Origin of the sequence: Yoonia sp. R2-816, from assembly GCF_046762905.1 — a bacterium.
In the GTDB taxonomy this organism is placed as follows: Bacteria; Pseudomonadota; Alphaproteobacteria; order Rhodobacterales; family Rhodobacteraceae; genus Yoonia.
In genome coordinates, this window is record NZ_JBKQXN010000311.1 from 137,948 (window position 1) to 161,859 (window position 23,912).

General features: G+C 58.6%; 24 protein-coding genes and 2 tRNA genes. 12 read left to right on the forward strand and 14 right to left on the reverse strand.

What is annotated here, in order from left to right:
• The first annotated feature begins 32 nt into the window (after positions 1-32).
• From ACFWW2_RS18435 to ACFWW2_RS18450, 4 genes are all read left to right on the forward strand, one after another.
• Positions 33-106, forward strand: a tRNA-Gly gene (locus tag ACFWW2_RS18435).
• A gap of 100 nt (positions 107-206) precedes the next feature.
• A complete protein-coding gene (locus ACFWW2_RS18440; RefSeq protein WP_393930469.1) occupies positions 207-2,000 on the forward strand; it encodes an ABC transporter transmembrane domain-containing protein in 1,794 nt (597 codons plus the stop codon).
• A 112-nt stretch (positions 2,001-2,112) separates the two neighbouring features.
• The gene (locus ACFWW2_RS18445) at positions 2,113-3,999 is read left to right on the forward strand and encodes an acyl-CoA synthetase (RefSeq protein WP_393930471.1); all 1,887 of its coding nucleotides are present in this window, start codon (positions 2,113-2,115) and stop codon (positions 3,997-3,999) included.
• Positions 4,000-4,029: 30 nt separating this feature from the next.
• Entirely contained in the window at positions 4,030-4,902 is an 873-nt protein-coding gene (locus tag ACFWW2_RS18450; RefSeq protein WP_393930473.1) for an NAD(P)-dependent oxidoreductase, read from the forward strand.
• A gap of 375 nt (positions 4,903-5,277) precedes the next feature.
• Here ACFWW2_RS18450 and ACFWW2_RS18455 read toward each other — a convergent pair whose 3' ends face one another.
• From ACFWW2_RS18455 to ACFWW2_RS18515, 13 genes are all read right to left on the reverse strand, one after another.
• Positions 5,278-5,817 carry a chemotaxis protein CheD gene (locus ACFWW2_RS18455; protein WP_393930475.1) on the reverse strand — a complete coding sequence of 180 codons (540 nt, stop codon included), beginning with the start codon at positions 5,815-5,817 and terminating at the stop codon, positions 5,278-5,280.
• Positions 5,814-6,806: a chemotaxis protein CheB gene (locus ACFWW2_RS18460; protein WP_393930477.1), complete on the reverse strand. Its 993-nt coding sequence runs from the start codon at positions 6,804-6,806 to the stop codon at positions 5,814-5,816. Before ACFWW2_RS18460 ends, ACFWW2_RS18455 begins: the two co-directional genes overlap by 4 nt.
• A 181-nt stretch (positions 6,807-6,987) precedes the next feature.
• Positions 6,988-7,311: a hypothetical protein gene (locus tag ACFWW2_RS18465; RefSeq protein ID WP_393930479.1), complete on the reverse strand. Its 324-nt coding sequence runs from the start codon at positions 7,309-7,311 to the stop codon at positions 6,988-6,990.
• 41 nt (positions 7,312-7,352) lie between these two features.
• The gene (locus ACFWW2_RS18470; protein ID WP_393930481.1) at positions 7,353-7,739 is read right to left on the reverse strand and encodes a response regulator; all 387 of its coding nucleotides are present in this window, start codon (positions 7,737-7,739) and stop codon (positions 7,353-7,355) included.
• A gap of 37 nt (positions 7,740-7,776) precedes the next feature.
• On the reverse strand, positions 7,777-8,652 hold the full coding sequence (locus ACFWW2_RS18475) for a CheR family methyltransferase (protein ID WP_393930484.1): 876 nt from the start codon (positions 8,650-8,652) through the stop codon (positions 7,777-7,779).
• Positions 8,649-9,116: a chemotaxis protein CheW gene (locus tag ACFWW2_RS18480; RefSeq protein ID WP_393930486.1), complete on the reverse strand. Its 468-nt coding sequence runs from the start codon at positions 9,114-9,116 to the stop codon at positions 8,649-8,651. Before ACFWW2_RS18480 ends, ACFWW2_RS18475 begins: the two co-directional genes overlap by 4 nt.
• Complete coding sequence (locus ACFWW2_RS18485; protein WP_393930488.1) at positions 9,100-11,205, reverse strand: chemotaxis protein CheA; 2,106 nt, start codon at positions 11,203-11,205, stop codon at positions 9,100-9,102. The genes ACFWW2_RS18480 and ACFWW2_RS18485 overlap by 17 nt, the downstream gene beginning before the upstream one ends.
• Before the next feature lies 1 nt (position 11,206).
• The gene (locus ACFWW2_RS18490) at positions 11,207-11,575 is read right to left on the reverse strand and encodes a response regulator (RefSeq protein WP_393930490.1); all 369 of its coding nucleotides are present in this window, start codon (positions 11,573-11,575) and stop codon (positions 11,207-11,209) included.
• Entirely contained in the window at positions 11,572-11,859 is a 288-nt protein-coding gene (locus ACFWW2_RS18495; protein WP_393930492.1) for a hypothetical protein, read from the reverse strand. Before ACFWW2_RS18495 ends, ACFWW2_RS18490 begins: the two co-directional genes overlap by 4 nt.
• Before the next feature lie 107 nt (positions 11,860-11,966).
• Positions 11,967-13,643: a dipeptide ABC transporter ATP-binding protein gene (locus ACFWW2_RS18500; RefSeq protein WP_393930494.1), complete on the reverse strand. Its 1,677-nt coding sequence runs from the start codon at positions 13,641-13,643 to the stop codon at positions 11,967-11,969.
• Entirely contained in the window at positions 13,643-14,548 is a 906-nt protein-coding gene (locus ACFWW2_RS18505; protein ID WP_393930496.1) for an ABC transporter permease, read from the reverse strand. The genes ACFWW2_RS18500 and ACFWW2_RS18505 overlap by 1 nt, the downstream gene beginning before the upstream one ends.
• On the reverse strand, positions 14,548-15,522 hold the full coding sequence (locus ACFWW2_RS18510; protein WP_393930498.1) for an ABC transporter permease: 975 nt from the start codon (positions 15,520-15,522) through the stop codon (positions 14,548-14,550). Before ACFWW2_RS18510 ends, ACFWW2_RS18505 begins: the two co-directional genes overlap by 1 nt.
• A gap of 12 nt (positions 15,523-15,534) precedes the next feature.
• Complete coding sequence (locus ACFWW2_RS18515; RefSeq protein WP_393931451.1) at positions 15,535-17,097, reverse strand: ABC transporter substrate-binding protein; 1,563 nt, start codon at positions 17,095-17,097, stop codon at positions 15,535-15,537.
• Between the two features lie 231 nt (positions 17,098-17,328).
• Between ACFWW2_RS18515 and ACFWW2_RS18520 the strand changes: the two genes are divergently transcribed.
• On the forward strand, positions 17,329-18,384 hold the full coding sequence (locus tag ACFWW2_RS18520) for an acyltransferase family protein (RefSeq protein ID WP_393930500.1): 1,056 nt from the start codon (positions 17,329-17,331) through the stop codon (positions 18,382-18,384).
• Positions 18,385-18,400: 16 nt separating this feature from the next.
• Here the strand turns inward: ACFWW2_RS18520 and ACFWW2_RS18525 are convergent.
• Positions 18,401-18,475, reverse strand: a tRNA-Thr gene (locus tag ACFWW2_RS18525).
• 87 nt (positions 18,476-18,562) lie between these two features.
• Here ACFWW2_RS18525 and ACFWW2_RS18530 point away from each other — a divergent pair.
• From ACFWW2_RS18530 to ACFWW2_RS18560, 7 genes are all read left to right on the forward strand, one after another.
• On the forward strand, positions 18,563-18,703 hold the full coding sequence (locus ACFWW2_RS18530; protein ID WP_393930502.1) for a hypothetical protein: 141 nt from the start codon (positions 18,563-18,565) through the stop codon (positions 18,701-18,703).
• Positions 18,704-18,709: 6 nt separating this feature from the next.
• Positions 18,710-19,978 carry a UDP-N-acetylglucosamine 1-carboxyvinyltransferase gene (gene murA, locus ACFWW2_RS18535; protein WP_393930504.1) on the forward strand — a complete coding sequence of 423 codons (1,269 nt, stop codon included), beginning with the start codon at positions 18,710-18,712 and terminating at the stop codon, positions 19,976-19,978.
• A complete protein-coding gene (locus ACFWW2_RS18540; RefSeq protein ID WP_393930506.1) occupies positions 19,975-20,454 on the forward strand; it encodes a DUF2948 family protein in 480 nt (159 codons plus the stop codon). The genes murA and ACFWW2_RS18540 overlap by 4 nt, the downstream gene beginning before the upstream one ends.
• Positions 20,455-20,637: 183 nt before the next feature.
• Complete coding sequence (locus tag ACFWW2_RS18545; protein ID WP_393930509.1) at positions 20,638-21,174, forward strand: AAA family ATPase; 537 nt, start codon at positions 20,638-20,640, stop codon at positions 21,172-21,174.
• Positions 21,175-21,575: 401 nt separating this feature from the next.
• Positions 21,576-22,886, forward strand: coding sequence for a histidinol dehydrogenase (hisD, locus tag ACFWW2_RS18550; RefSeq protein ID WP_393930511.1), 1,311 nt, complete (start codon positions 21,576-21,578; stop codon positions 22,884-22,886).
• Positions 22,883-23,362 (forward strand): UPF0262 family protein, encoded by a 480-nt coding sequence (locus ACFWW2_RS18555; RefSeq protein ID WP_393930513.1) that lies wholly within the window; start codon positions 22,883-22,885, stop codon positions 23,360-23,362. The genes hisD and ACFWW2_RS18555 overlap by 4 nt, the downstream gene beginning before the upstream one ends.
• Position 23,363: 1 nt before the next feature.
• Complete coding sequence (locus tag ACFWW2_RS18560; protein ID WP_393930515.1) at positions 23,364-23,843, forward strand: low molecular weight phosphatase family protein; 480 nt, start codon at positions 23,364-23,366, stop codon at positions 23,841-23,843.
• The last annotated feature ends 69 nt before the right edge of the window (positions 23,844-23,912 follow it).

Below are 23,912 nucleotides of genomic sequence, written 5' to 3' on the forward strand. Positions count from 1 at the left end.
GTGTTCTGTGAAATATGCCCACGGCACAGCGCGCGGGCGTTGTGTAATGGTAAGACCTCAGCCTTCCAAGCTGATGATACGGGTTCGATTCCCGTCGCCCGCTCCAACCTTTCCCATTCATCGCTGCATGGCCGATGTGCATTTGGTCGCCTTGTTAATCTGCGATGCGGCTTTTATGTCCTTGCCGAACAAAGGACGAGACGGACATGGCTGACGCCCCCAAAGCAGGCGAGGACGACCGCGCCCCATCGAAACGGATTGGCGCGCTCAAGGCGTTGTGGCCGTTCATGTCGCCCTATCGCGGCATGATCGTGGCGGCGCTGGGCGCGTTGGTGCTGACGGCGATGGTATCGCTGGTGCTGCCCCTGGCGGTACGCCGTGTGATCGACAATTTCGATGTCGAAAATGGCGAGATCCTGGAAAGCTACTTTGCAGCCGCTATCGGTATTGCTGCGCTTTTGGCGGTGGGCACGGCGATGCGCTATTATCTTGTGACCCGGCTGGGTGAACGGGTGGTGGCTGATATCCGCAAGGCGGTGTTCGACCGGATGATCGGGATGAGCCCCGCCTTTTACGAAAAGATCATGACCGGCGAGGTGCTGAGCCGGATCACCACCGACACCACCCTTATTCTATCGGTTATCGGCAGTTCGGTGTCTGTTGCATTGCGCAATATCCTGATCTTCTTTGGGGGCATCGCGCTGATGCTGTTCACCTCGATCAAGATGTCGCTGGCGGTACTATGGCCGATCCCGGTGATTGTCCTGCCCATCATCTTGCTGGGCCGCAGGGTGCGTATCTTGTCCAAGGAAAATCAGGATCTGATCGCAGAATCCAGCGGCGATGCATCCGAACAATTGCTGTCCGCCCAGACCGTACAGGCGTTTACACATGAGGTTCTGAGCCGCGCGAAATTCGGCAATGTGACCGAAAAAAGTTTTGTTGCCGCTCGCAAACGGATCGCCACCCGCGCCATTCTGACGGCAATCGTCATCTTTATCGCTTTTTCCGCCATTGTTGGGTTCCTGTGGATGGGGGCCACGGATGTGCGGGCGGGTGACATCACCGAAGGAGAATTGGTCCAGTTTATGATCTATACGATCATGGTTGCTGGTGCTTTGGCCGCGCTCACTGAAATCTGGGGCGAATTGCAGCGCGCCGCGGGCGCAACAGAACGGCTGGTCGAACTTCTGACGGCAGAGGATACGGTGGCTGATCCGGTTGCTGCCGTGGCGATGCCCCCGGCCTTGCAGGGCGAAATCACGTTTGATGATGTATCGTTCAGCTATCCGTCGCGGCCCAGCATCTCGGCCTTGGATCAGGTCAGCCTTCAGATAGCACCTGGCGAAACCGTGGCCCTTGTCGGCCCGTCCGGTGCGGGCAAGACAACGATCATCCAGTTGGCGCTGCGGTTTTACGATCCGCAAAGCGGCACGATCCGGCTGGACGGGATGGACCTGAAAGACCTCGATCGCGCTGCGTTCCGCAAGCAGATCGCCCTTGTCCCGCAGGACCCTGTCATCTTTGCCGACACAGCCCGCGAAAACATCCGCTTTGGACGACCAGATGCGACCGATGCAGAGGTTGAGGCGGCGGCCAAGGCTGCAGCCGCCCATGATTTCCTGATGGCCTTGCCAGATGGTTATGACAGCTATGTCGGCGAACGGGGTGTCATGCTGTCCGGCGGCCAGAAACAACGGATCGCCATTGCCCGCGCCATCCTGCGCGATGCGCCGATCCTGTTGCTGGACGAAGCAACCAGCGCGCTGGACGCCGAAAGCGAAAGTGCGGTGCAACAGGCGGTTGAAGCATTGGCGCGCAACCGGACGACCCTGATCGTCGCACACCGACTGGCCACGGTGAAAAAGGCCGACCGGATCGTCGTCTTTGACGGGGGTAAAATCGTGGCCCAGGGCACCCATGACAGCCTTGTCGCGCAGGACGGTCTTTATGCCCGGCTGGCCCGGTTGCAGTTCACAGCGGGCGTCGCCGCAGAATAATCAAGATTTTCGTAGCGTTATACTTGCGATTTCTCCGCAGTTTGACCACCCTATATCGACGGGAGAACCACCGAACAATAAGGTGGTGGGCACAACAGGGGAGGAGGCCGGTATGGTCTATGCGAATATGGATGATCGCAATGCGATCGAAAACGAAATGCCGTGGGATGCGCGCGATCTGCCAATCACAACCTATGCGTTGCTGAGCCAGACAGCGGAAAAGCATGGGCCCCGCAATGCGGTGTCATACCGGTTGCTATCCGACCCCAATTCGAAATGCGAAACGCTTAGCTGGAATGACCTGCGCGACAAGACAGGGCAGGCGGCCAACCTGTTTCGATCCCTTGGGGTAGGTGAAAACGATGTGGTGGCGTTCCTGCTGCCCAACGCCACCGAAACGGTTCTGACCTATCTGGGCGGGCAGGTCGCGGGGATCGTCAACCCGATCAACCCGCTGCTGGAAGCCGAACAAATCTCGGCCATTCTGCGTGAAACCAATGCCAAGGTGCTGGTCACGCTCAAGGCTTTCCCGAAAACCGATGTTGCCCAGAAAGCGGCAGAGGCCGTGCGCTTTGCCCCCAATGTCAAAACGATCCTCGAGGTTGATCTGCTGCGCTATCTGACCGGGTTGAAGCGCCTGATCGTGCCCCTGATCCGGCCCAAGAATCCCACCGACCACGATGCCCGCGTGCTTGATTTCAACGCGGAATTGAACAAACAACCCAAGGAACTGGCATTCGCGGACAGCGCACATGACCGCGTGGCGGCCTATTTCCACACCGGTGGGACCACAGGCATGCCCAAGGTGGTGCAGCACCGCTATTCCGGCATTGTCTATAACGCCTGGCTGGGCAGCCGCCTGTTGTTTACTGAGACGGATGTGCAGATGTGCCCGCTGCCCTTGTTCCACGTCTTCGCCACCATCGTCAGCCTTGGCGCGTCGCTTGGCTCCGGCGCTGAAATCGTTTTCCCGACCCCGCAGGGCTATCGCGGGGATGGCGTATTCGACAATTTCTGGAAGCTGATCGAAAAGCACAAAGTGACATTCATGATCACAGTGCCGACAGCCATGTCAGCGCTCATGCAGCGCAAGGTGGATGCGGATATATCGACCTTGCGGCTGGCCTTTTGCGGGTCCGCTCCGCTACCGCTTGAGCTTTACAAACGGTTTGAGGCCGCGGCAGGTGTGACCATCTGCGAAGGGTATGGCCTGACCGAAGCCACCTGTCTGGTCTCGATCAACCCGCCTGATGGGGAAAAGAGAGTCGGCTCCATCGGCCTGCCGTTCCCCTATACCGACATCCGCATCATGTCTGTCGCCACGGGCGAGGAAATGGGCGTTGATGAGATTGGCGAAATCTGTGTGTCCAACCCTGGCGTCTACGGCGGCAAGACCTATACCGAGGCGGACAAGAACGAAAATCTGTTCTATCCCGGTACCATTTCCGACGCGCAATACCTACGGACCGGTGATCTTGGGCGCAAGGACCCTGATGGATATCTGTGGATCACGGGCCGCGCCAAGGACCTAATCATTCGCGGCGGTCACAACATTGATCCGGCCGAGATTGAAGAGGCGCTGGCCGGGCATGAGGCCGTCGCCTTTGCAGGGGCGATCGGCCAACCCGATGCCCATGCAGGCGAGGTGCCTTGCGCCTATGTTGAGCTTGTGGACGGGGCGAGCATCGACCCCGAGGAGCTGCGTGAATACGCCAAGGATCATATTCACGAACGCGCCGCACATCCGAAATACCTCGAGGTGCTGGATGAATTGCCCAAGACAGCGGTCGGCAAGATTTTCAAACCCGATCTGCGCAAGCGGGCCATCACCCGGATCTACAACGCGGCCCTCGCCGACACCGAGGCCGAGGTGCATTCCGTGACCGAAGACAAGAAGCGCGGCCTTGTCGCCAAAATCGCCAAGACGGGTGGTGCCACAGATGATGACATCAAAATGGCGCTCGGGGCCTATACAATCCCGTGGGATCCGGCAGAGTAGGCGGGCGGTAAACCACAAAGGACGGGCATCATGGCGAAACTGGCTTTCTTGGGTTTGGGGGTCATGGGCTATCCCATGGCGGGTCATTTGCAGGCCGCTGGCCATGATGTGACGGTCTATAACCGGACGGCGGCCAAGGCCGAGGCATGGGTCGCCCAACACAAGGGCCAGATGGCGGGCACCCCCGCCCTGGCCGCATCCGGTTCAGATATGGTTATGGCCTGCGTCGGGAATGACGATGATCTGCGGTCGGTCTGTCTGGGCGATAACGGGGCCTTTGCCAGCATGGCGTCAGGCAGCATTTTCGTGGATCACACCACGGTGTCTGCTGCGGTCACGCGCGAATTGCATGCTGCCGCCGCCGATAAGGGCATCGCCTTTGTCGATGCACCGGTGTCCGGCGGTCAGACAGGTGCCGAAAACGGGGCCTTATCCGTCATGTGCGGCGGCGCGCAGGACAGCTATGACAAGGCCGAGGCGGTGATCGCCGCCTATGCCCGTATTTGCCGCCGAATCGGCGACAGCGGAGCGGGCCAGATGACCAAAATGTGCAACCAGATTGCCATTGCGGGGCTTGTGCAAGGGCTGTCAGAGGCACTGCATTTCGCCCAGAAGGCCAGGCTGGATGGGCGGGCCGTGATCGAGGTGATCAGCCAAGGCGCTGCCGGAAGCTGGCAGATGTCCAACCGATACGAAACCATGCTGGATGAGCACTTTGACCATGGTTTCGCCGTGGATTGGATGCGTAAGGACTTAGGCATTTGCCTTGATGCCGCAGATGAAAACGGGGCCAGCCTGCCGGTGACCGCCCTTGTCGACCAGTTCTACAAGGATGTGCAGAAACTGGGAGGTGGTCGTTGGGATACATCATCGCTGCTTAAACGGTTGCAGGCGATGGGGTAGTACGGCCGGATCGTTTTTTGCGATGCGGGTCAGGCCTGATGTTGCCTGATGAACCCCGATGCTGTGGAGACGACCTTGAAGCCATCTGCGAAGACATGTCCACACCGCCCATAGCGGTTTCGGTCTGCCGGTTCGGCAGCTGAACGCGGGCTGCCGGACCGGGTGCGCGCAATTGGTGGACAAAACGCGTCCGCAAAATCTGCAAAGCAGATTTTGCCGTTGCATCACCAATGGTTTGCACTGGCCCTGAAAGCCAAAAACTGGTGTAAGTTCTTTTGGATTTCACCTTGACGGCCACTAGTACTCCAAAGCGCGTCGGGGGCAAGGCTGTCGCGTGTCGGAATGCGGGGAATCTACAGAGCAGTTGCACTAATCTTAGAATAGGGTGATGTCGGCGGCTGCGGGCTGCGGCGCGCGCGGCGTTTCGGCAACCGGAGGCTGCCCGGCGATCTGGAGCTGTCTCGCCGCCCCGGTGGTGGGGGAAAACTGCACCCGGCGCGCATTATCACCGCCCAGGCTTTGCGACATGCAAGGAATGCCCTCACGCTCCAGAAATTCTAGGGCAAAATCCGCGTTTGAACGCCCGATATCGCGCGAATGGTCCGTCATGCGCGCACCTCCGAACAGCTTTGCCCGCAAGTTTTCCCGCACCCCCCCTTTTCGAAGGACCCGGTTGATCAGCAATTCCATCGCATTGACCCCGTATTTCAGATCATTGCTCCTGGCATCACCCTGGCTGGCCAGCAAAAAATGGTTCATGCCGCCGACACGCGCCACCGGATCAAAAAGACATACCGCCACGCAGGATCCAAGTACTGTCGACATCACAGCATCCGGATCATCCGACACCGCATAGTCGCCTTGCACGACGGTAATGGTTTTCTTTTGCCGGGTTCTCGCGACGTTCAAGTTCATGCTGGTGCCCTCGCCTCGGATGCACGTAACAGGGCAGGCCCGATATTATGGATCGGCAATTGGCGATCGATACCGCCCAGTTCTTGTGCGACACGCGGCATGCCATAGACAACCGATGTTGCCTGATCCTGACCCACTGTGCGCGCTCCGGCCTGGCGCAGCGCCGTGATCCCTGCGGCCCCGTCGCGACCCATACCCGTCAGGATCGCCGCCGTCACAGAATGGGCGCGATGCACTGCCGATTGAAAAAGCGCATCAACCGATGGTCGGTGCCCGGACACCAAATCTTCACCGGACAGCGCGATTGTCGGCGTCTTGCCGGGGGCAAGTTTCAGGTGAACCGTATCGTCGGGTGCCAGATAGATATTGCCGGCTGTGGCCGCCATGCCATGGCGGGCACCCTGTACTTGCGCCGCAGTGCCGCCATCCAGCAGTTTGATCAGGCTTTGCACAAATCTGCCACCGGTATGCTGCACGATCAGCGTCGGGGGACAGTCTGCCGGGAAGTGCTTGATAACGTTTAACAATGCATCCACGCCGCCGGTCGATGACCCGATCAGGATCAGACGGCGATTGTCAAAACTCTGCTTGACCGCGCCGATGGCCGCACTGGCCGGTATTTTTGTCCTTGTGGTTCGGGATTGCTGCAGTGCTGTGATCAATGCATCGTCAGGCGCCGTTTCCTGTAGAAAGATCACATGACGCGCTACTTTTGTGGATAGGCAGTGTTCGGGCCTCGGTCCATCGCTCTGCAGAACGACGCATCCAATTCCCATCATGCGAAACATCGCATCCAGTACTTCGAATTCCGGACAATTGGCGAGCGCGGCCGAGATGACAACGCAATCGGGTTGCCGGTGTTCGGCAAAATCATAGGTCTGTGACAGGTCCGAAACGCTGTGCTGCACCTCAATACCAGGCTGGTGGTCCAGCCGTTTGCGAAGTCGGCCCAGTGCAAGGGCAGATTGATGCGCGAGCAGGATCCGCATGATGTCAGTCAGGTCCTTTTTGTTTGCCGGGTCAACCGCAGCGTCTTTTGTCTTGTCGGATTTCCGGTGCCTATAACGGTTTGCCCCTTGCTGTCCGACGTTTGTAAGAGTGTAGCCTGTCAGGTCATACCAACTGGTTAATCGGTGGAAAGACGGGATGATCAATGCGTTGGCTGACGTCTCAGAACAAGGAAACCTCACCCTTGCCGTTTACACCGCCGTTGTCCGGAAGCGCCGTTGACAAACGATTTCTGATCCATTCTAGTCTGGTTAGGCCAATAATCTTTTCGACATCGGCGCGCGCGCAGGCCGGCATCATTTGGTTTGACCGTTCCATCAGCAGCGCCACTTCTTCGACAGACTGCATCACCAGATCAATCTGCTGCATGGATTGACGCGGCAGAACGACCGTGCCGGTGCCCTGTGCGGCATCGATCAGCGAGGTTTCAATTTGCGCAATCATCGTGCCGATTTCGCGACAGACCTGTGCGATATCTGTAAGCAAACCATCACCTTGCGACGCAGGAAAACTGTGAGGCAAGGCCGTCATAGGCGGCCCACGACGCTTTCGATACACTGTTTCATGCTGGCTGTGGAAAATGGTTTCTTGATGATGTTGTTCAGGCCTAGCGTTTTCCCTTTCGACACCAGATCGGGTGTCGGATTACCGGTGACGAGGATGAACCCGATCCGCGCAGTAGATTTGTTTTGACGCAGTGCCTTAAGCAACTCAAGGCCGTCCATCCCGGGCATGTTGTAATCCGACAGCACCAGATGGACCGGGTCTGCCACAAGTTTCGCAAGCGCCGCGCGGCCGTCATTCTCCGCCTGGTTTTTCCAGATGCCCATCTCCTCGATCGCCTGTATCAGGAGGCCGCGGCTGACGCCCATGTCATCGACGACCATGACGCGCAAAGAATCTTTTAAACTCATCTTTCAGGTTTCCTTTTTGGCGAAGCGGTCGGCTACGCTAGTCTGTTTTGGTCTTCTGGTAGGTGGTGATGCCAACACTGCGAAAATGCGCGGCGGCGGCGCCCGACAAACGCTCGGAATGGCCGATCATCAGGTAACCTCCGGGTTTGAGTGCCTGTTCAAATCTTGACCAAAGCCGCGCCTGGGTTGCCTTGTTAAAATAGATCGCTGCATTGCGGCACATGATCACATCAAAAGGCCGACGCATTGGCCAGGCATCCATCAGGTTCAATTGCGCGAAAGAGATCAGCTCTCTCAATTTGTGGCTCATCCCGAATTGCCCATCATTGGCGGTTCCATCATCCACCATTTTGCTGCGATATTGGGGCACAACCGCGTCCAGCTGGTCGATGGGGTAGCGCCCTTGGCGCGCCTTTTCGATCACAACCGAATCCACATCGGTGGCGAGAATCTTGATATCAAGGCGGGCGGCGTCCGGGCAGACATCCAGAACTGTGGCCGCCAGACAATAGGCTTCCTGGCCGCTGGAACAGGCGGATGACCAGATCCGCATACTGCCCCCAGCCCGAACCTTCGGCATCAGCTCTGGCAGGATGTCTTTTCGAAGCTGATCGAAGTGATGCTGTTCGCGGAAGAAATGCGTCACATTGGTAGTGAGAGCGGATAGAAAATTGGGTTGTTCTGTCTCACCTTTTTCGGTCGCCAACAATGCGCAATAGTCGTGAAAACTGGCCAAATGCAGAGCGCGCAACCGACGGGCCAGGCGCGAATATACAAGTGCTTTTTTGGATTCTTGTAGAAAAAGGCCGAACTTCGCATTGGCCAGTTCCGCAATCATCCGGAAATCGCCGTCGGTAAACGTGTATTCCTGTGGCGATTGGCTGTCGGCGATATCATTTGCGACGACATTCATGCGGCGACCTGATCCTGTTTTGGCATCAGTGTTGACAGGTTGATGACCTTCGTCATCTCATCATCAACGGCAATTACACCCAGAATCGCCCGCGTTGTCGCGTCCTCTGGCCCGCGTGGCGTTTCACGCACCATGTCAGAGTTCACCCCAAGGATTTCCGAAACAGATTCAACAAGCAGCCCGATAATCGTTTCTTCGATGGCAGTGATGATGATTACATGTCGTTCTGTCGGTGTGATCTTTTCGAAACCGAGCTTTGCTGCAAGATCGATGATGGGAATGACCGCGCCGCGCAGATTAATCACGCCAAGCACGTGATCAGGCGAGTGCGGCAGGATCGTCACCGGAGTCCATCGGCGGATTTCGCGAATCTGGGTGATCTCAATGCAAAAGTTTTGCCCTCCTGCGACAAGAGTGACGAATTCCAACTTCTTGTTTTGCGTTGTGTCAGCTTGCTCTAGCATGCGACAAGTCTCCCTCTGGCAATTGGGCAAGTTGCGGTGCGACCGCGGGGCCTGATGCAATGGCATCGGGATCAATGATCAAAGCGATCTTGCCATCCCCCAGGATGGTCGCCCCCGAGACGCCCTCAATGTCGCCGTAGTTGTTGTGCATGCTTTTCACGACGACCTGACGCTGGTCGAAAATGTCATCGACAGCGATGGCGCATTGGGCAATTGCTTCGGTCTGGATCAACAGCAGGACACGTTCGGCCATGGTCTTATCACTCGGTGGCTGACCGAGTTGTTCGGCAAGGTCGATGATGGGTACATATTCGCCCCTGATCCTGAGAAGCTCACTTTTTAACCCAAGTTTGGACAGATCGCCCGGGGACGGCCGGACTGTTTCAAGGATGCTTGATATGGGCACAACCATGGTTTGGCCGCCCACGGTGATAATCATTCCGTCCATCACAGCAAGGGTCAGAGGCAGCGTGATCGAGAATGAGGTGCCTTCACCCGGAACCGTACTGATCGCGATGCGCCCGCCAAGAGCGGTGATGGCTGTTTTGACGACATCCATGCCCACACCACGGCCGGACAAGTTTGTCACCTCGGCTGCGGTCGAAAATCCGGGAGCGAATAGAAGGTGGTCGATTTCTTGATCGGTCAGCACAGCATCAGACGGGATCAGACCTTTTTCGATGGCAATATCGCGGATGCGTGGCCGGTTCAGACCGGCCCCGTCATCAGCAATTTCGATCACGATGCTGCTTGCCCTTTGGCTGGCAGACAAACGCAGCGTACCTTGCCTGGATTTGCCGGCGGCGACCCGCTTTTCAGGAGGTTCAATGCCGTGGTCAATGGCGTTGCGGATCATGTGGGTCAGGGGATCAGCAAGCCGTTCGACAACGGTCTTGTCCACCTCTGTCGCCTCGCCTTCGGTCACGACCTCAACATCCTTGCCAGTGGCATCTGCCGCCTCGCGGGCGATCCGCATCATCCGCTGAAACAGTGGTTTGACGGGCTGGGCGCGAATAGCCATCACGCCTTCCTGAATTTCGCGCGCCAGCAGCTTGTAATCGTCGAGATCGGCAACGATCTCGGATGAGTTGGGAAGCGCGGCCTCTTGCAGGCGCTGTGAAATGACGGATTGATTGATGATCAGCTCACCCACTGCGTTGATCAGCCGATCCACTCGTTCGGGATCAACACGCAACGTGCTTGCTGCCTTCTTTGCAGGGCGTTCCGTCTCTTCCTTCTTCGGCGCCGGGGCGGGGGTGGCTTCGATCGCCTCGGGCGGTGGCGCGACCGCGGCGATTGGTTCCGGCCTTGCAGGCGGCGTCGGTTCCGGTTCCGCGATATCGGGCAGGTCGATCGCCGGAGGTCCCGTATCAAGCAGTGTGATCGACAACGCACAAATGTCGTCGACAAATTGAAACACCTCGTGAATGGGCAGATCCGTCGTCAGCCCGGTGATTTCAACGGTCCAGGTCAGATACCCCTTGTCCCACTGGAAATCGGCAAACTCCGCGGGCAGACCGGTTGTATCGACGGTCACATTTGCTGTCCCAAGCTCTTTCAGCGCGCTTATGATCAGTGCTGGGTCATTACCTGTGGCGTAGAATTCGGCGCCGGGTGTAAAGCACACGGTATAGCCGCCTTCATCATCGTCAAATCCAAGGGACAGGGCCTCGAAAACGAATTCTTCGGCGGGGGTTTCCTCCTCGGGTCCCAGGAACCCCTGCAGTTCGGCGAGAACGGGATCAACCACATCGCGATTGGCTGGCCGTTGATCGCGGGCGTCATCCACCAGATCGGCCAATATATCGCCGGCGCGCTGCAAGGTGCGCAGAAGCCCGTCACCGGCGGTCAGTTTATGTGAACGCAGCTCGTCCAGCACGGTCTCGAACTTGTGGGCAAAGCCGACAAGTTCGTCCAATGCAAACGCACCGGCGGCGCCTTTAATCGAATGCACGGCACGGAACACCGCGTTCACGGTTTCATCGTCCGCGTTCCCGTCGCGCATTTCCTCAAGACCTTCGGTCAACGCGACGATCAGGTCCTCGCATTCCTCAAAGAAGGTATCTAGGATGGATGACTCCTGTGCCATATCAGGCTCCTGTCAAGCGGCGGATGACCGACACCAGCGAATCGTCGTCAAAAGGTTTGACGATCCAGCCCGTCGCACCCGCCTTGCGTGCCCGCTCTTTGAGCGCAGCACCGCTTTCGGTGGTCAGCACAAGAACCGGAACGCCGCGGTTCTTGTCGCCGCCCCTGATATCTTCGATCACGCCGAACCCATCCTTGTTCGGCATGTTGACATCAGTGATCACCAGATCTGCGTCAGTTTCCTTGAATTTATTAATCCCATCCACGCCATCGACAGCGGTCGTGACCGAAAAACCGGCATCTTCCAGCGTCATGGTCAGCAGGCTGCGAATGGTGCGCGAATCGTCAATGGCTAGAATATGTGTGGTCATGCGCTCACCCCTTCTTGATCAAGCAGCGAAGCCATGCCGAGTGTTTCAAGGGTCTGCACACATCCTTCGCTGGGATCGGCCAGTGTGAACCCGACATCTTCGCGTTCCCAAACCTGCGCCGCAAGCTGCATCATCTGCGCTGCCGGTCCGGTAACGCGCGTCACGGCTGCACAATTCAATGCGATTGGTATGCCCCGCGATTGTTGCAAAAAGGCATGAAGGTCCTGGCAATCCTCAAGCGTCATCACCGGAGGAAGATCAAAGGTCGCACTGTCGGTTGTCATGTTTCTGGCAATCCATCCATTTTGTCAGGCTCCAAAGCGTGCCGCCTGGATGTGCCTTATGGAGGGTGACCAATTAAATTGGCGTAAACGCGTGCCGTGCCGATCAGCTAGTAGGGCATCGCAGGGGTCAGCGACAAAAGCGTCTGTGAATACTCGGCGTCAGGGGCCTGGAAAAACGGCTCTGACGTCTTTGTCTCAACCAGCCGCCCGGATTGCAGCACCGCGACGTCATCAGCCATCTGGCGGACCACCGCCAGATTATGGCTGATGAAAAGAATGGTCAGATTGAATTTTGCCTGCAGGTCCTTGAGCAGGTTCAGAACCTGCGCCTGGATCGACACGTCAAGCGCTGATGTCGGTTCATCACAGATCAGGAACCGGGGCCGGGCCAGCAACGCCCGCGCGACCGCGATCCGTTGCCTTTGTCCGCCCGAGAACTGGTGCGGATAGCGGTCGATCACGCTGGGGTCCATTTCAACCAGTTCCAGCATGCCGATTGCCAGCGCGCGGCGTTTGGCCTTGTCCGGCTCCAACCCATAAAGCGCAAGGGGTTCGGCCAGGATATCGCCGATCCTGTGGCGCGCGTTCAGGCTGGAATAGGGGTCCTGAAACACCATCTGGATCAGTCGCCGCGACGGGTGCGCGCGCCCTCGCGCCTTGCCATAGGGCAGATCGGCATCGCCCAGTTGCATCGTGCCCGATGCCGGGCTGATCAACCCCGATATCGCCTTGGCCAGTGTCGATTTGCCAGACCCGCTTTCCCCGACCAGCCCCATCACGCTGCCGGGTCTGACGTGCAGCGATACATCATCCAGCGCGACATAAGGCTCCGGCTTGCGAAACAGGGATGTGCGCGTGCCCGCGAACCGCACGGTCAGGTCACGCACCTGCAGGCCCAGGCCGCCCTCCTGCACGCCGTCCAACAGCCATGCTTCGGCATCCACACCGCGCGCATCGGCGACCACAGGTGCGTCGTCGGCCGGCACCAGAAAACGATCCAGCTTGCGATCCAGTCGGGGCACCGCCGCCATCAGCGCGCGTGTATAGGGATGATCGGGCGCACCAAGCACCTGCGCTGTCGGGCCGGTTTCCATTACGCGCCCGCCGCGCAACACGGTCACATTATCAGTGATCTGGGCAATTACGCCGATATCATGTGTAATCAGGATAAACCCGATTCCGCGCGTATCGGCCAGCCTGCGGATCAGGGCGAGGACCTGGCTTTGCACCGCCACATCCAGTGCAGTTGTGGGTTCATCGGCAATGATCAGTTCGGGGTCCGTACACAGGGCCAGCGCGATGACGACCCGCTGGCGCATGCCGCCTGAAAACTGATGCGGATAGGCGCCGATGCGGCTGGCGGCATCCTTGATCCCGATCTCCTCAAGCAGGTCAATCGCCCGTTTGCGCGCGTTGGAGGTGCTGACATCAGAATGCGCCTGAATGGTCTCGATCAGCTGATCCTCGATGGTCATCAGGGGGTTCAGGCTGGTTTGCGGGTCCTGAAAGATCATCGAAATCCGGTCGCCCCGCATCTCGTGCGCCTGATCCGGGGTCAGTTTGCGCAGATCGGTATCGCCGAGGATCATGGTCCCGGCGGCTACGTAGCCGGGCGGCTGCAGCAGCCCAATGATGGCCGCGCCGATTGTGGATTTACCCGCCCCGCTTTCACCAACCAGCCCGTGAATTTCACCGGGGGCGACGCGGATCGATACATCCTCAATCGCCGTAAAATCGCCATGGCGGGACGGGAATTTGACGGTCAGACCCTGCACATCCAGCATCAGCGCAACCTCGGGTTAAAAACATCGCGCAGGAAATCACCCAGGATGTTGATCGACACCACAAGGGCCACCAGAAACAGGGTTGGCACCCACAGGATCCACCATTCACCTGACAGCAAAAACTGCATCCCGATCCGGATCAGCGTGCCAAGTGACGGGCTGTCGGCGGGCAAGCCGATGCCAAGGAAAGACAGTGTCGCCTCCAGCAGGATAGCTGAGGCAAGATCGACGGTCATAATCACCAGAAGCGGGCCGAGGATATTCGGCAGGATATGCCAGAACATGACCCGCAGCGGGTGCTGGCCCATGATCATCGCGGCCTGCACATATTCCTTGTTGCGTTCGACAAATGTGGACGCGCGGGCGGTGCGCGCGAAATTCACCCAAAGCGACAGGGCGATGGCGAGGGTCAGCACCACGACCCGCAGGTTTTCATGGGCCGATGGCGGCAGCACGCCCCGCGCGATGCCGTCGATCAGCAGCGCGGTCAGAATGGCGGGCAGGGCAAGCTGCACATCGGCGATGCGCATGACGATGGCATCAAACCGGCCACCATAATACCCGGCGGCCAACCCCAACCCAACGCCCAGAACCGTCGCGATCAGCATCGCCATCAGCCCGATCAACAGAGACAGGCGCGCGCCATAAAGGATCGCCGATACCATATCGCGCCCCTGATCATCGGTGCCCAGCAGGAAACGGGGGTCTGAGCCATCCTCCCACACTGGCGGCAGCAACCCGTCGATCAGCGAGAACGTGGTCAGGTCATAAGGATTCGACTGTGCGAGCCACGGGGCGAATAGGGCACCGCCCAGGATCAGAACCGCCACGATGAACGCAAGAATCGCCGCTGGTGAATGGCGAAACGCCCAGACCGCATCGCTGTCCCAGAACCGGGCCAACATCACGCGGCCTCTTTCACGCGCAAGCGCGGGTCGATCACGATATAGAGCATATCGACCAGCAGGTTCACGAGCACGAAAAAGAACGCGATCACCACCAGATAAACACCCATGACGGGGATATCGACAAAGCGGATGCTTTCAAGAAACAACAGCCCCATGCCGGGCCACTGAAAGACGCTTTCGGTGACGATGGAAAAGGCAATGACTCCGCCGAACTGCAGCCCGATAATCGTGATCACCGGGATCATCGTATTGGCCAGCGCGTGACGGAAATGCAGGCGGCGATAGGGGATGCCGCGGGCGGTTGCAAAGCGGATGTAATCGGATCGCAGCACCTCCATCATCTCCGCCCGGACAAGGCGCATCGTCAGGGTCAACTGATACACCCCCAGCGTCAGGGCCGGCAGGATCAGGGCGCGCCAACCATCGATGGTAAACAGTGATGACGTCCAGCCGCCGATTTCGACCGTGCCACCGCGGCCAAAGGTCGGCAGCCAACCCAGTTGCACGCCGAAAAGGAAAATCAGCATGATCCCGATCACGAATGTCGGGATCGACACGCCGACAAGCGTGGTCATCAGGATCGTCTGCGTGATGAACCCGCGCGGGCGCAACGCGGTGTAGACGCCAGCCGGAATGCCCACGATCAGCGATATGATCAACGCCACAGTGCCCAGTTCCAGCGTGGCGGGAATGCGATCCGCAATCATTTCGGCCACAGGCTGCCGGGTGCGATAGGAAAACCCGAAATCCCCCTGCAGTAGATCACCGGTGAAGCGGGCAAACTGCAGAATGAACGGGTCGTTCAACCCCAGTTCCTCGCGCAGACGTTCGCGATCTTCAACGCTGGTCTCGACCCCGGTCATCTGACTGATCGGATCACCGACAAAGCGAAACAGCGAAAACGCCAAAAGGGCGACGGCCAGCATCACAAAGACGGACTGCAACAGCCGCTTGAGGATGAAATAGACCATCGCCCGGCGGCTTTAGTTCACACTCACCCAGCGGAGCATGAAGAAGTTATCGGCGCGCTGGGTCACGTCGATATTGTCCTTCATCGCCCAGATCAGCGGCTGCACATAAAGCGGGATATAGGCGACCTCTTCCTGCGTGATCGCCACGATCTCGTCGATCAGGCTTTGACGGGTTGCGGGGACCAGCTCCTGCTGGATCTGCGGCAGCAATTCGTCCACGCGGGCGTTGGAATAATTGCCGAAGTTCCATGACCCCAGCTTCTTTTCATCATCCTGTGAATGCAGCAAAAACCGGATTGGATGTTCGGCATCAAACGTGCCCGGCGACCAGCCCAGCAGATACATATCGAAATCATCCGCGCGCAGCTGTTCCCAATAGTTCCGAACGGGTACCGTCGTCAGCTCTGCATTCATCCCCACAGCGGCAAACATCGATGCAGCCGCCCGACACAGGGCCTCATCATTGATATAGCGATCATTGGTGCATTTCAGCCCAAAGGAAAACCCGTCAGGATAACCCGCCTCGGCCAGCAATTCGCGCGCTCGATCGGGGTCATAGGCGGGACGTTTAGCATTCGCCTCCGAATAGCCCGAGATGCCGGCGGGCACCAATTGCGACGCCGCATCGATCTTGCCACGCATCACGACGCGGTCGATAGCGTCGATATTCAGGGCATGAGCGGCGGCAAGGCGCACGCGGGGGTCGGTGAACGGGTTGGCGTCGGTCACGTCAGACGAATAAAGCAGCGTGTCATGCTCATGACCAAAGCCGAACATGATCACGCGGGTTTCCTCACCCTCGATCACCTTGAACCCGTCGCGGCCTTCCACCTGTGCGACATCCTGCAACGGCACAGGTTCGATGAAATCAATCTCGCCCGACAACAGGGCGGCCAGCCCGGTCGCGGCATTGCCAATCGGTGTCAGTACCGCCTCTGTCACATTGCCCCGATCCGTATCCCACCAGCCGTCATGCGGCACCAACCGGGTCTCAACCCCCGGGTCCCGACTAGCCAGCGTGAATGGGCCGGTGCCGTTGGTGTTGCGGGTCGCATAATTCTCTGCATCGCGGGCGGGCAGGGCGGCATCATTGGCCGCGGCCCAGCCACTATCAAGGATCATGAAGTTCGCTATACTATCGGGAAACAGTGGGTTCGGGGCATTTGTGACGAAATCAATGGTGAAATCATCAACAACCCGCACATCCGTGACCGGGGCAAACCACGACCGCACGTCTGACGCCTCGTCTGACGCGCGCTGATAGGAAAACAGCACGTCCTCGGCGGTAAACGCCGCACCATCATGAAACGTCACACCCTCGCGCAAGGTAAAGCGCCAGCCATTCTCACCCTCCAGCGGGGTCCATGAGGTCGCCAGCGAAGGTTCAATCGACATATCGCGACCACGGCGGACAAGCCCCTCATAGACATTGTTGAGAAACGACAGAACGGGGGCTGCATTCACCGCGTGCGGATCCATCGTTTGCGGGTCCGTCGTCGCCGCCCATCGAAAGGTTTCGGCCATGGCAGCACTGCCTGCTGTCGCCATTACGGCGGCCAACGCAGCCGACCACATCAAGTTTCTGGATCGCATGATGATCTCTCCCCACTGAGATGTTGTTTCCGGCACTGTGGCGACCGGTTTCAGCGTCGTCAACCAAGGCCGGGTCAGTCGTGATGGCGCCATATGGCGGGCAATCACCGCTTTTCCATAGCTTTTTGGGAAGGGCAGGTAGGTTTCCAGATCGCGCAAGGTGCCATTTCGGCCAAAATGTGCTAGTGTTAACTTTTTATTAAGCATTTTGACATGACAAACCGATTCTATTCGCTTCAGTATTTACGTGCCCTTGCTGCATGGATGGTGGTGTTCCACCACTACGTTCAGGTCTTTCGCGACTTCCAACCCGAAAATGCCGCAGAAAAGGTCTTCGCCTATTACGGCAGCCTCGGCGTGGACATCTTTTTTGTGCTCAGCGGGTTTATCATGGCGTTTTCCATGACGCGGCGCCAAAACACGGCCGCACGCTTTGTCCTCGACCGGATTACCCGGATCGTGCCGGCGTATTGGCTGGCGACTATTGTCCTGTTGACTGTATTGTCGCAGTACAACTGGGACGGCATCGCGTTTTTGCAAGGGACCAGTTGGCGAGATCTGCTCTATTCCTTCCTGTTCATCCCCCACCAGCATGTGTCCGGGCTGGGGGTGTTCCCTGTCCTGACGGTCGGCTGGACCTTGAATTTCGAGATGTTCTTTTATCTGCTTCTGGCCATCGGGCTGTTGATCAACAACCGCCGGGCGGTGCTGATCACTGTGGTGTTGGTCTTTGCCTTGCCGCTTTTCAGCCGGATGGTCTTCCATCTGGGGGCCATCCCGAACAGTTTTCTGCTCTATGAATTCGCCTTTGGACTGCTGATCTATTTGGTCGGGGTCCAAGTCCTGCGCCTGCCTGAGAAAGGGTTTATCTTGCGCTATGGGTTGGCCACACTCTGCGCGATCACGGCGCTTGCCGCTATGAAACTGCGATTTCACGGCTACGACATGGTTGTCTCGGTGGCTCTGGTGTTGGGTTTCGTCGTGGCCGAGGATGTCTTTGCCCTGCTGTCACGTGGACTCGGGCGCTTTGTGGTGCATCTGGGGGATCTGTCATACAGCACCTATCTGTTCCACGTCCCCGTGCTGGTTGTGGTCGGCGCCCATATGGATATCTCGCGCAGCAATGACCTGTGGCTGGTGCTGGCAGTGTGCGGGCTGACATATGTTGCATCGTGGCTGAGCTACACGTTCGTTGAACAACGTTTCCGGACATGGATCACCGGACAGATGCGGCGACGCAAAGACCTGACACACAAATCCGCCGTCTGATTTCAAGGGGAAGGGATGGTGCTGTGAGAGAGGATTGAACTCTCGACCTCACCCTTACCAAGGGTGTGCTCTGCCACTGAGCTACCACAGCATCCGTGAGGCGGGGAATTAGACCCAAACGCCAATTGGTGCAAGCCCTCTCTGGACGGTTTTTGCCCTTGTTGCTAACAGGGACGCCATGAACAACAAGAACAAGAAAGCAAAGACCGCCACCAGCCGCGAGGAGCGGTTGAAGGCGGCGCTCAAGGCCAATATGGCCAAACGCAAGGCGCAGACCCGCGCGCGGGCCGCCGAGGCCAATAAAAAAGAGAAAGAGTAGGCAGGCATGGATTCAATCGTGGTCAAGGGTGGCACGCCGCTCAAGGGTAAGATTCAGATCGCGGGGGCCAAGAACGCAGCACTGGCGCTTATGCCGGCAACGCTTCTCTCCGAAGAACCGCTGACGCTGACCAATGCGCCGCGTCTGTCCGACATCAAGACGATGACGGAACTGTTGCGGTCACTGGGGGTCGAAGTGACCGCATTGCAGGACGGCAAGGTGCAGGTTCTGTCGTCACATGCCATGACTTCGACCACTGCCGACTACGATATCGTGCGGAAGATGCGGGCATCGAACCTTGTTCTGGGACCGCTTCTGGCGCGCCATCATCAGGCCGTTGTCTCACTGCCCGGCGGTTGCGCCATCGGGGCGCGGCCCATGGATATCCATGTCACGGCGCTCGAGGCGATGGGGGCCGAGATCGAATTGAAAGACGGCTACCTGCATGCCACCGCCAAGGGCGGACTGAAAGGGGCCAAGGTGCCCTTGCGTTTTGCCTCTGTCGGGGCGACCGAAAACGTGCTGATGGCCGCAACCCTGGCCAAAGGGACCACGGTAATCGAAAATGCCGCGCGCGAACCCGAAATCGTGGACCTTGCCGAATGCCTGCGGCGCATGGGGGCGCAGATCGACGGCGAGGGCACAAGCACCATCACCATTCAGGGCGTGGACCGTCTGGGGGCCGCCACGCACCCTGTTGTCACCGACCGGATCGAACTGGGCACCTATATGCTGGCCCCGGTCTTTGCCGGGGGCGAGGTCGAATGCGTCGGCGGACGGCTGGACCTGGTCGGGTCCTTCGTAGAAAAGCTGCATGCCGCCGGGGTCGAAGTGACCGAGACCGCCGATGGGCTGAAGGTCAGCCGCAGCAATGGGAGGGCCAGGGCGGTGGACGTGACAACCGAGGTTTTCCCCGGCTTCCCCACTGACCTGCAGGCGCAAATGATGGCCATGCTTTGCACGGCCGAAGGCACGTCTGTTCTGGAAGAAAAGATATTTGAAAACCGCTTCATGCACGCCCCCGAACTGGTGCGCATGGGCGCCGATATCGAAGTGCACGGCGGCACCGCAACCGTCCACGGGGTAGACCGGCTGAAAGGGGCGCCCGTGATGGCCACCGACCTGCGGGCTTCCGTCTCACTGATTCTGGCTGGTCTGGCCGCCGAAGGCGAAACCGTGGTCAGCCGGGTCTATCACCTTGATCGCGGTTATGAGCATGTTGAGGAAAAATTGGGCGCTGTCGGCGCACAGATTGAACGGATCGCAGGATCATGACCGAAGATGCAAGGTTCGAAGACGGGCGCGAGGCGCCGCTGCGCCTCAAGGCGCTGGACGCAGATGATCTGACGGTTCTGGCCGCCCTCGTGCAGGATGCGGTCTTTCCCGCCTCAGAAATGCGCTGGGACCGCAAGGCGCGCCGCTTTGCCATCCTGCTCAACCGGTTCCGGTGGGAGGATCCCGCCAATCAGACGGGGCGCCGCCGCACCTTTGAACGGGTGCAGGCGGTTCTGGCGTTCGAGGATGTGATAAAGGTGCAAAGCCAGGGCGTCGATAAATCCGACCCCGACATGGTGTTTTCGCTCCTTTCCATCGCGTTCCAGCCCGGCAAAGACGGGGCAGGGCGGATCGAACTGACCCTCGCTGGTGACGGCGTGATCGGGCTGGATGTGGAAGCGCTGGAGGCTATCCTGCGCGATGTCACCCGGCCTTATGTGGCGCCATCAGGCAAGGCGCCGTCGCACCCGGACTGAAGGATACTGGCGAAAGGCATGGTAGCAAACGCCAACATCGCTATGGCGAGTCAGCTAGAAGTGAATAGCCAGCTTGGATGGTCCCTAAAAAATAAATGTCTGGTTTGAACCTATACCTTCTAATTCCTGCAAGGTGATTTGGGTCACGGAACAAAAACTTATGCGCTCCAAAAGACAACGACCATGACTGCCAAAAAAGTACTGATATCGGGGTGCTCAGGTGGCGGTAAATCAACTCTGTTGGATGCCCTCGGTCAGCTTGGCTACCGGACAATTTCTGAGCCGGGTCGACGGATAGTCGCCGAAGAAATGCGTGGCAACGGAGAAGCGCTGCCGTGGGTAAACCTAAAAGCCTTTGCTCGACGTGCAATTCATGTGTCCCAATCCGACCTTACCCTAGCAGACCACCTTGAAGGATTGGTGTTCTTTGACCGCGGGTTGGTCGATGCCGCTGTAGCTTACGAATTTGCAGGAGGTACACCATATCATTCATTGCTTGCTGGTAAACTTCACTATGCGCAGCACGTTTTCCTTGCGCCACCTTGGCCGGAGATTTTCGTGACAGATACCGAAAGGAGAAGCAGTTTGGACGAGGCGAAGGCGGAGTATCAACGCCTCGTGCGCGCCTTCACCGAGCTAGGTTACGAAACGTGCGAACTGCCAAAAGTACCGGTGATCGAACGAGTGGAATTCGTTCTGAATGAGTTGCGTTCTGGTTAGAACCAAAGTCTGCTATGACCGGCACAGCCGACACCGGCCAACTGCCAATCCGCTGGCGATAGCCCCACGGCTCAACTTATCGGCGTTTTGCCACCCCGCGCTCCGTTCGCGGTGGTCACCAAATCTTCACGTTCCTCCGGTCATCCTGCAAATCTTAACAGAAAGCTCTGCCACCGTCCGTTGGGGTCCGACGTTTTGCCGACGCAAGTCCGACGCGGTGCCGACCGGCGAATGGCGCGATTCTTGTCACAAAATCAGGCACTTGCTAAAATAAACGCGAAACTCCGCGCTTTTCGTACCATTCCACCCCCAGATTCGCGCTGTGACCTGCTGACACGGCCCATCACCGTGCATTGATGCCCTTGATCCCTCCGGCTATGTCGGGGCGGAAGGAGTTTGAGATGCCGCAGTTTCTGTCCACCACCGATCCCGATTTTGAGGCCCGTTTTACCGCCCTTCTTGGCGCAAAACGCGAAGACAGCCCCGATGTGGATCATATCGTCGCCGATATTATCGCCGATGTGCGCACCCGTGGTGATGCGGCCGTGCTGGAGCTGACGGCGAAATTCGACCGGTTGGAGCTCACCACGGAAACCATGCGTTTTTCACCCGCTGAAATCGTCGCCGAATGCGCCAGGGTCAGTGACGAAGACCGCGCAGCACTTGAATTGGCCGCCGACCGGATTCGCGCCTATCACGCGCGCCAGATGCCGGATGATGCATCCTGGACCGACGAGATTGGCGCAACACTGGGCTGGCGCTGGACGCCGGTGTCGGCGGCGGGGCTTTATGTGCCCGGCGGGCTGGCATCCTACCCGTCCTCTGTCCTGATGAACGCGATCCCGGCCAAGGTGGCGGGGGTCGGACGGTTGGCCATCGTGGTGCCGACCCCGGATGGTGTAACCAATCCGCTGGTGCTGATGGCCGCCAAAATCGCCGGTGTTGATGAAATCTACCGGATCGGCGGGGCACAGGCGATTGCCGCACTGGCCTATGGCACCCAGACCATTGCGCCTGTGGACAAGATTACCGGACCGGGCAATGCCTTTGTTGCTGCCGCCAAACGGCGGGTCTTTGGCAAGGTCGGGATCGACATGATCGCGGGCCCGTCTGAGATTCTCGTGATCGCCGACAAGGATAATGACCCCGACTGGATTGCGCTTGATCTGCTCAGTCAGGCCGAACATGACGAAAGCGCGCAATCGCTGCTGATCACCGATGATGCCGGGTTCGGACAGGCGGTCGCGGCGGCGGTGGATAAACGGCTGGAAACGCTGGAGCGGCGGGCGATCGCCGGGGCCAGTTGGCGCGATTTCGGGGCGGTCATCACGGTGCAGAATATGGACGAGGCCGTCGCGCTGTCCGACCGGATCGCACCCGAACATCTGGAGCTTTGCACCGCAGATGCAGACGCGCTAGTCGAACGGATCACCCATGCCGGGGCGATCTTTATCGGGGGTTGGACACCCGAAGCGATTGGTGACTACATTGGTGGCCCGAACCATGTGTTGCCGACGGCCCGGTCGGCGCGGTTTTCAAGCGGGTTATCAGTGATGGATTTTCTCAAACGCACCACCTTGTCACGCATGACACCTGATGCGTTGGCGGCTATCGGCCCTGCTGCGGCCCGGCTGGCGCAATCAGAAAGCCTTGAGGCGCATGGGCTGTCCGTGCAGGCCCGGCTGGACAGGTTGAACCGGGGGCGCCCATGACCAAGATCATCCATATCGAAATCGACGACCGTAACTTGCCGCCGCCCACCCCAGAGATCGATCAGGAACGCAAGGTGGCGATGTTCGACCTGCTGGAGGATAACAGCTTCGCCATTCCTGCGCGCGATGGGCGCCCCGCACCGGAAGGGCCTTATCGGCTGGCGCTGTCGATCCGGGAAAAGCGGCTGGTTTTTGACCTCAAACAGGAAGACGAAAAACCGGCGGTTGAGTTCCATTTGTCGCTGGGGCCGTTCCGGCAGGTGGTCAAGGACTATTTCCAAATCTGCGAAAGCTATTTCGACGCGGTCAAGACCTTGCCGCCCAGCCAGATCGAAACCATAGACATGGCCCGGCGCGGCATCCATAACGAAGGGGCGCGGGTTCTGCAGGAACGGCTGGAAGGCAAGGCAGATGTGGATATCGACACCGCCCGCCGCCTGTTCACGCTGATCTGCGTGCTGCATTTTGGAGGCTGATTTGGCAGCAGGGGGCAAATACCAATCGCTTCCGCAATCCGTTCTTTTTTGCTGCGACCATAACGCTGTCCGGTCTCCCATGGCCGAAGGGATCATGAAAAAGCTATATGGCACAGAATGTTACGTTCAATCTGTCGGCGTGAAGAACGACCTTGAAATCGATGGATTTTCGATTGCCGTCTGTGCCGAGATTGGGGTGGAGTTGTCGCGCCACCGGTCGCGATCATTCGATGAAATGGAAGATTGGGGGGATGACCTGTCATCCTTCGATCTGGTCTTGGCGCTGTCACCCGCCAGCCAGCGGCGGGCGCTGGATCTGACGCAGTTTCACCATCTGGATGTCGAATATTGGCCGATCCTCGACCCGACCGGGCTCGGCGATAATCGCGACGCGCGGCTCGCGCTGTATCGTCAGGCGCGCGATCAGATCCGGGACCGGCTGACGGCAAGATGGGGGCCGGGGCTGGATGAGGATGCCTGAGGCGTGAACCAACCGGTGCTGTCGGGGCCGTCGCGGCCATGGCACCGTGACGCCGCGTCATGTCCATGC

Coding starts and splice junctions, on each gene's coding strand:
- hisD (WP_393930511.1), top strand. CDS start 21,576: ATGCCGCAGTTTCTGTCCACCACCGATCCCGATTTTGAGGCCCGTTTT.
- ACFWW2_RS18540 (WP_393930506.1), top strand. CDS start 19,975: ATGACCGAAGATGCAAGGTTCGAAGACGGGCGCGAGGCGCCGCTGCGC.
- ACFWW2_RS18480 (WP_393930486.1), bottom strand. CDS start 9,116: ATGCTAGAGCAAGCTGACACAACGCAAAACAAGAAGTTGGAATTCGTC.
- ACFWW2_RS18490 (WP_393930490.1), bottom strand. CDS start 11,575: ATGACCACACATATTCTAGCCATTGACGATTCGCGCACCATTCGCAGC.
- ACFWW2_RS18450 (WP_393930473.1), top strand. CDS start 4,030: ATGGCGAAACTGGCTTTCTTGGGTTTGGGGGTCATGGGCTATCCCATG.
- ACFWW2_RS18505 (WP_393930496.1), bottom strand. CDS start 14,548: ATGTTGGCCCGGTTCTGGGACAGCGATGCGGTCTGGGCGTTTCGCCAT.
- ACFWW2_RS18470 (WP_393930481.1), bottom strand. CDS start 7,739: ATGAGTTTAAAAGATTCTTTGCGCGTCATGGTCGTCGATGACATGGGC.
- ACFWW2_RS18445 (WP_393930471.1), top strand. CDS start 2,113: ATGGTCTATGCGAATATGGATGATCGCAATGCGATCGAAAACGAAATG.
- ACFWW2_RS18515 (WP_393931451.1), bottom strand. CDS start 17,097: ATGTGGTCGGCTGCGTTGGCCGCCGTAATGGCGACAGCAGGCAGTGCT.
- murA (WP_393930504.1), top strand. CDS start 18,710: ATGGATTCAATCGTGGTCAAGGGTGGCACGCCGCTCAAGGGTAAGATT.
- ACFWW2_RS18545 (WP_393930509.1), top strand. CDS start 20,638: ATGACTGCCAAAAAAGTACTGATATCGGGGTGCTCAGGTGGCGGTAAA.
- ACFWW2_RS18520 (WP_393930500.1), top strand. CDS start 17,329: ATGACAAACCGATTCTATTCGCTTCAGTATTTACGTGCCCTTGCTGCA.
- ACFWW2_RS18485 (WP_393930488.1), bottom strand. CDS start 11,205: ATGGCACAGGAGTCATCCATCCTAGATACCTTCTTTGAGGAATGCGAG.
- ACFWW2_RS18530 (WP_393930502.1), top strand. CDS start 18,563: ATGAACAACAAGAACAAGAAAGCAAAGACCGCCACCAGCCGCGAGGAG.
- ACFWW2_RS18510 (WP_393930498.1), bottom strand. CDS start 15,522: ATGGTCTATTTCATCCTCAAGCGGCTGTTGCAGTCCGTCTTTGTGATG.
- ACFWW2_RS18460 (WP_393930477.1), bottom strand. CDS start 6,806: ATGCGGATCCTGCTCGCGCATCAATCTGCCCTTGCACTGGGCCGACTT.
- ACFWW2_RS18500 (WP_393930494.1), bottom strand. CDS start 13,643: ATGCTGGATGTGCAGGGTCTGACCGTCAAATTCCCGTCCCGCCATGGC.
- ACFWW2_RS18440 (WP_393930469.1), top strand. CDS start 207: ATGGCTGACGCCCCCAAAGCAGGCGAGGACGACCGCGCCCCATCGAAA.
- ACFWW2_RS18555 (WP_393930513.1), top strand. CDS start 22,883: ATGACCAAGATCATCCATATCGAAATCGACGACCGTAACTTGCCGCCG.
- ACFWW2_RS18455 (WP_393930475.1), bottom strand. CDS start 5,817: ATGAACTTGAACGTCGCGAGAACCCGGCAAAAGAAAACCATTACCGTC.
- ACFWW2_RS18495 (WP_393930492.1), bottom strand. CDS start 11,859: ATGACAACCGACAGTGCGACCTTTGATCTTCCTCCGGTGATGACGCTT.
- ACFWW2_RS18475 (WP_393930484.1), bottom strand. CDS start 8,652: ATGAATGTCGTCGCAAATGATATCGCCGACAGCCAATCGCCACAGGAA.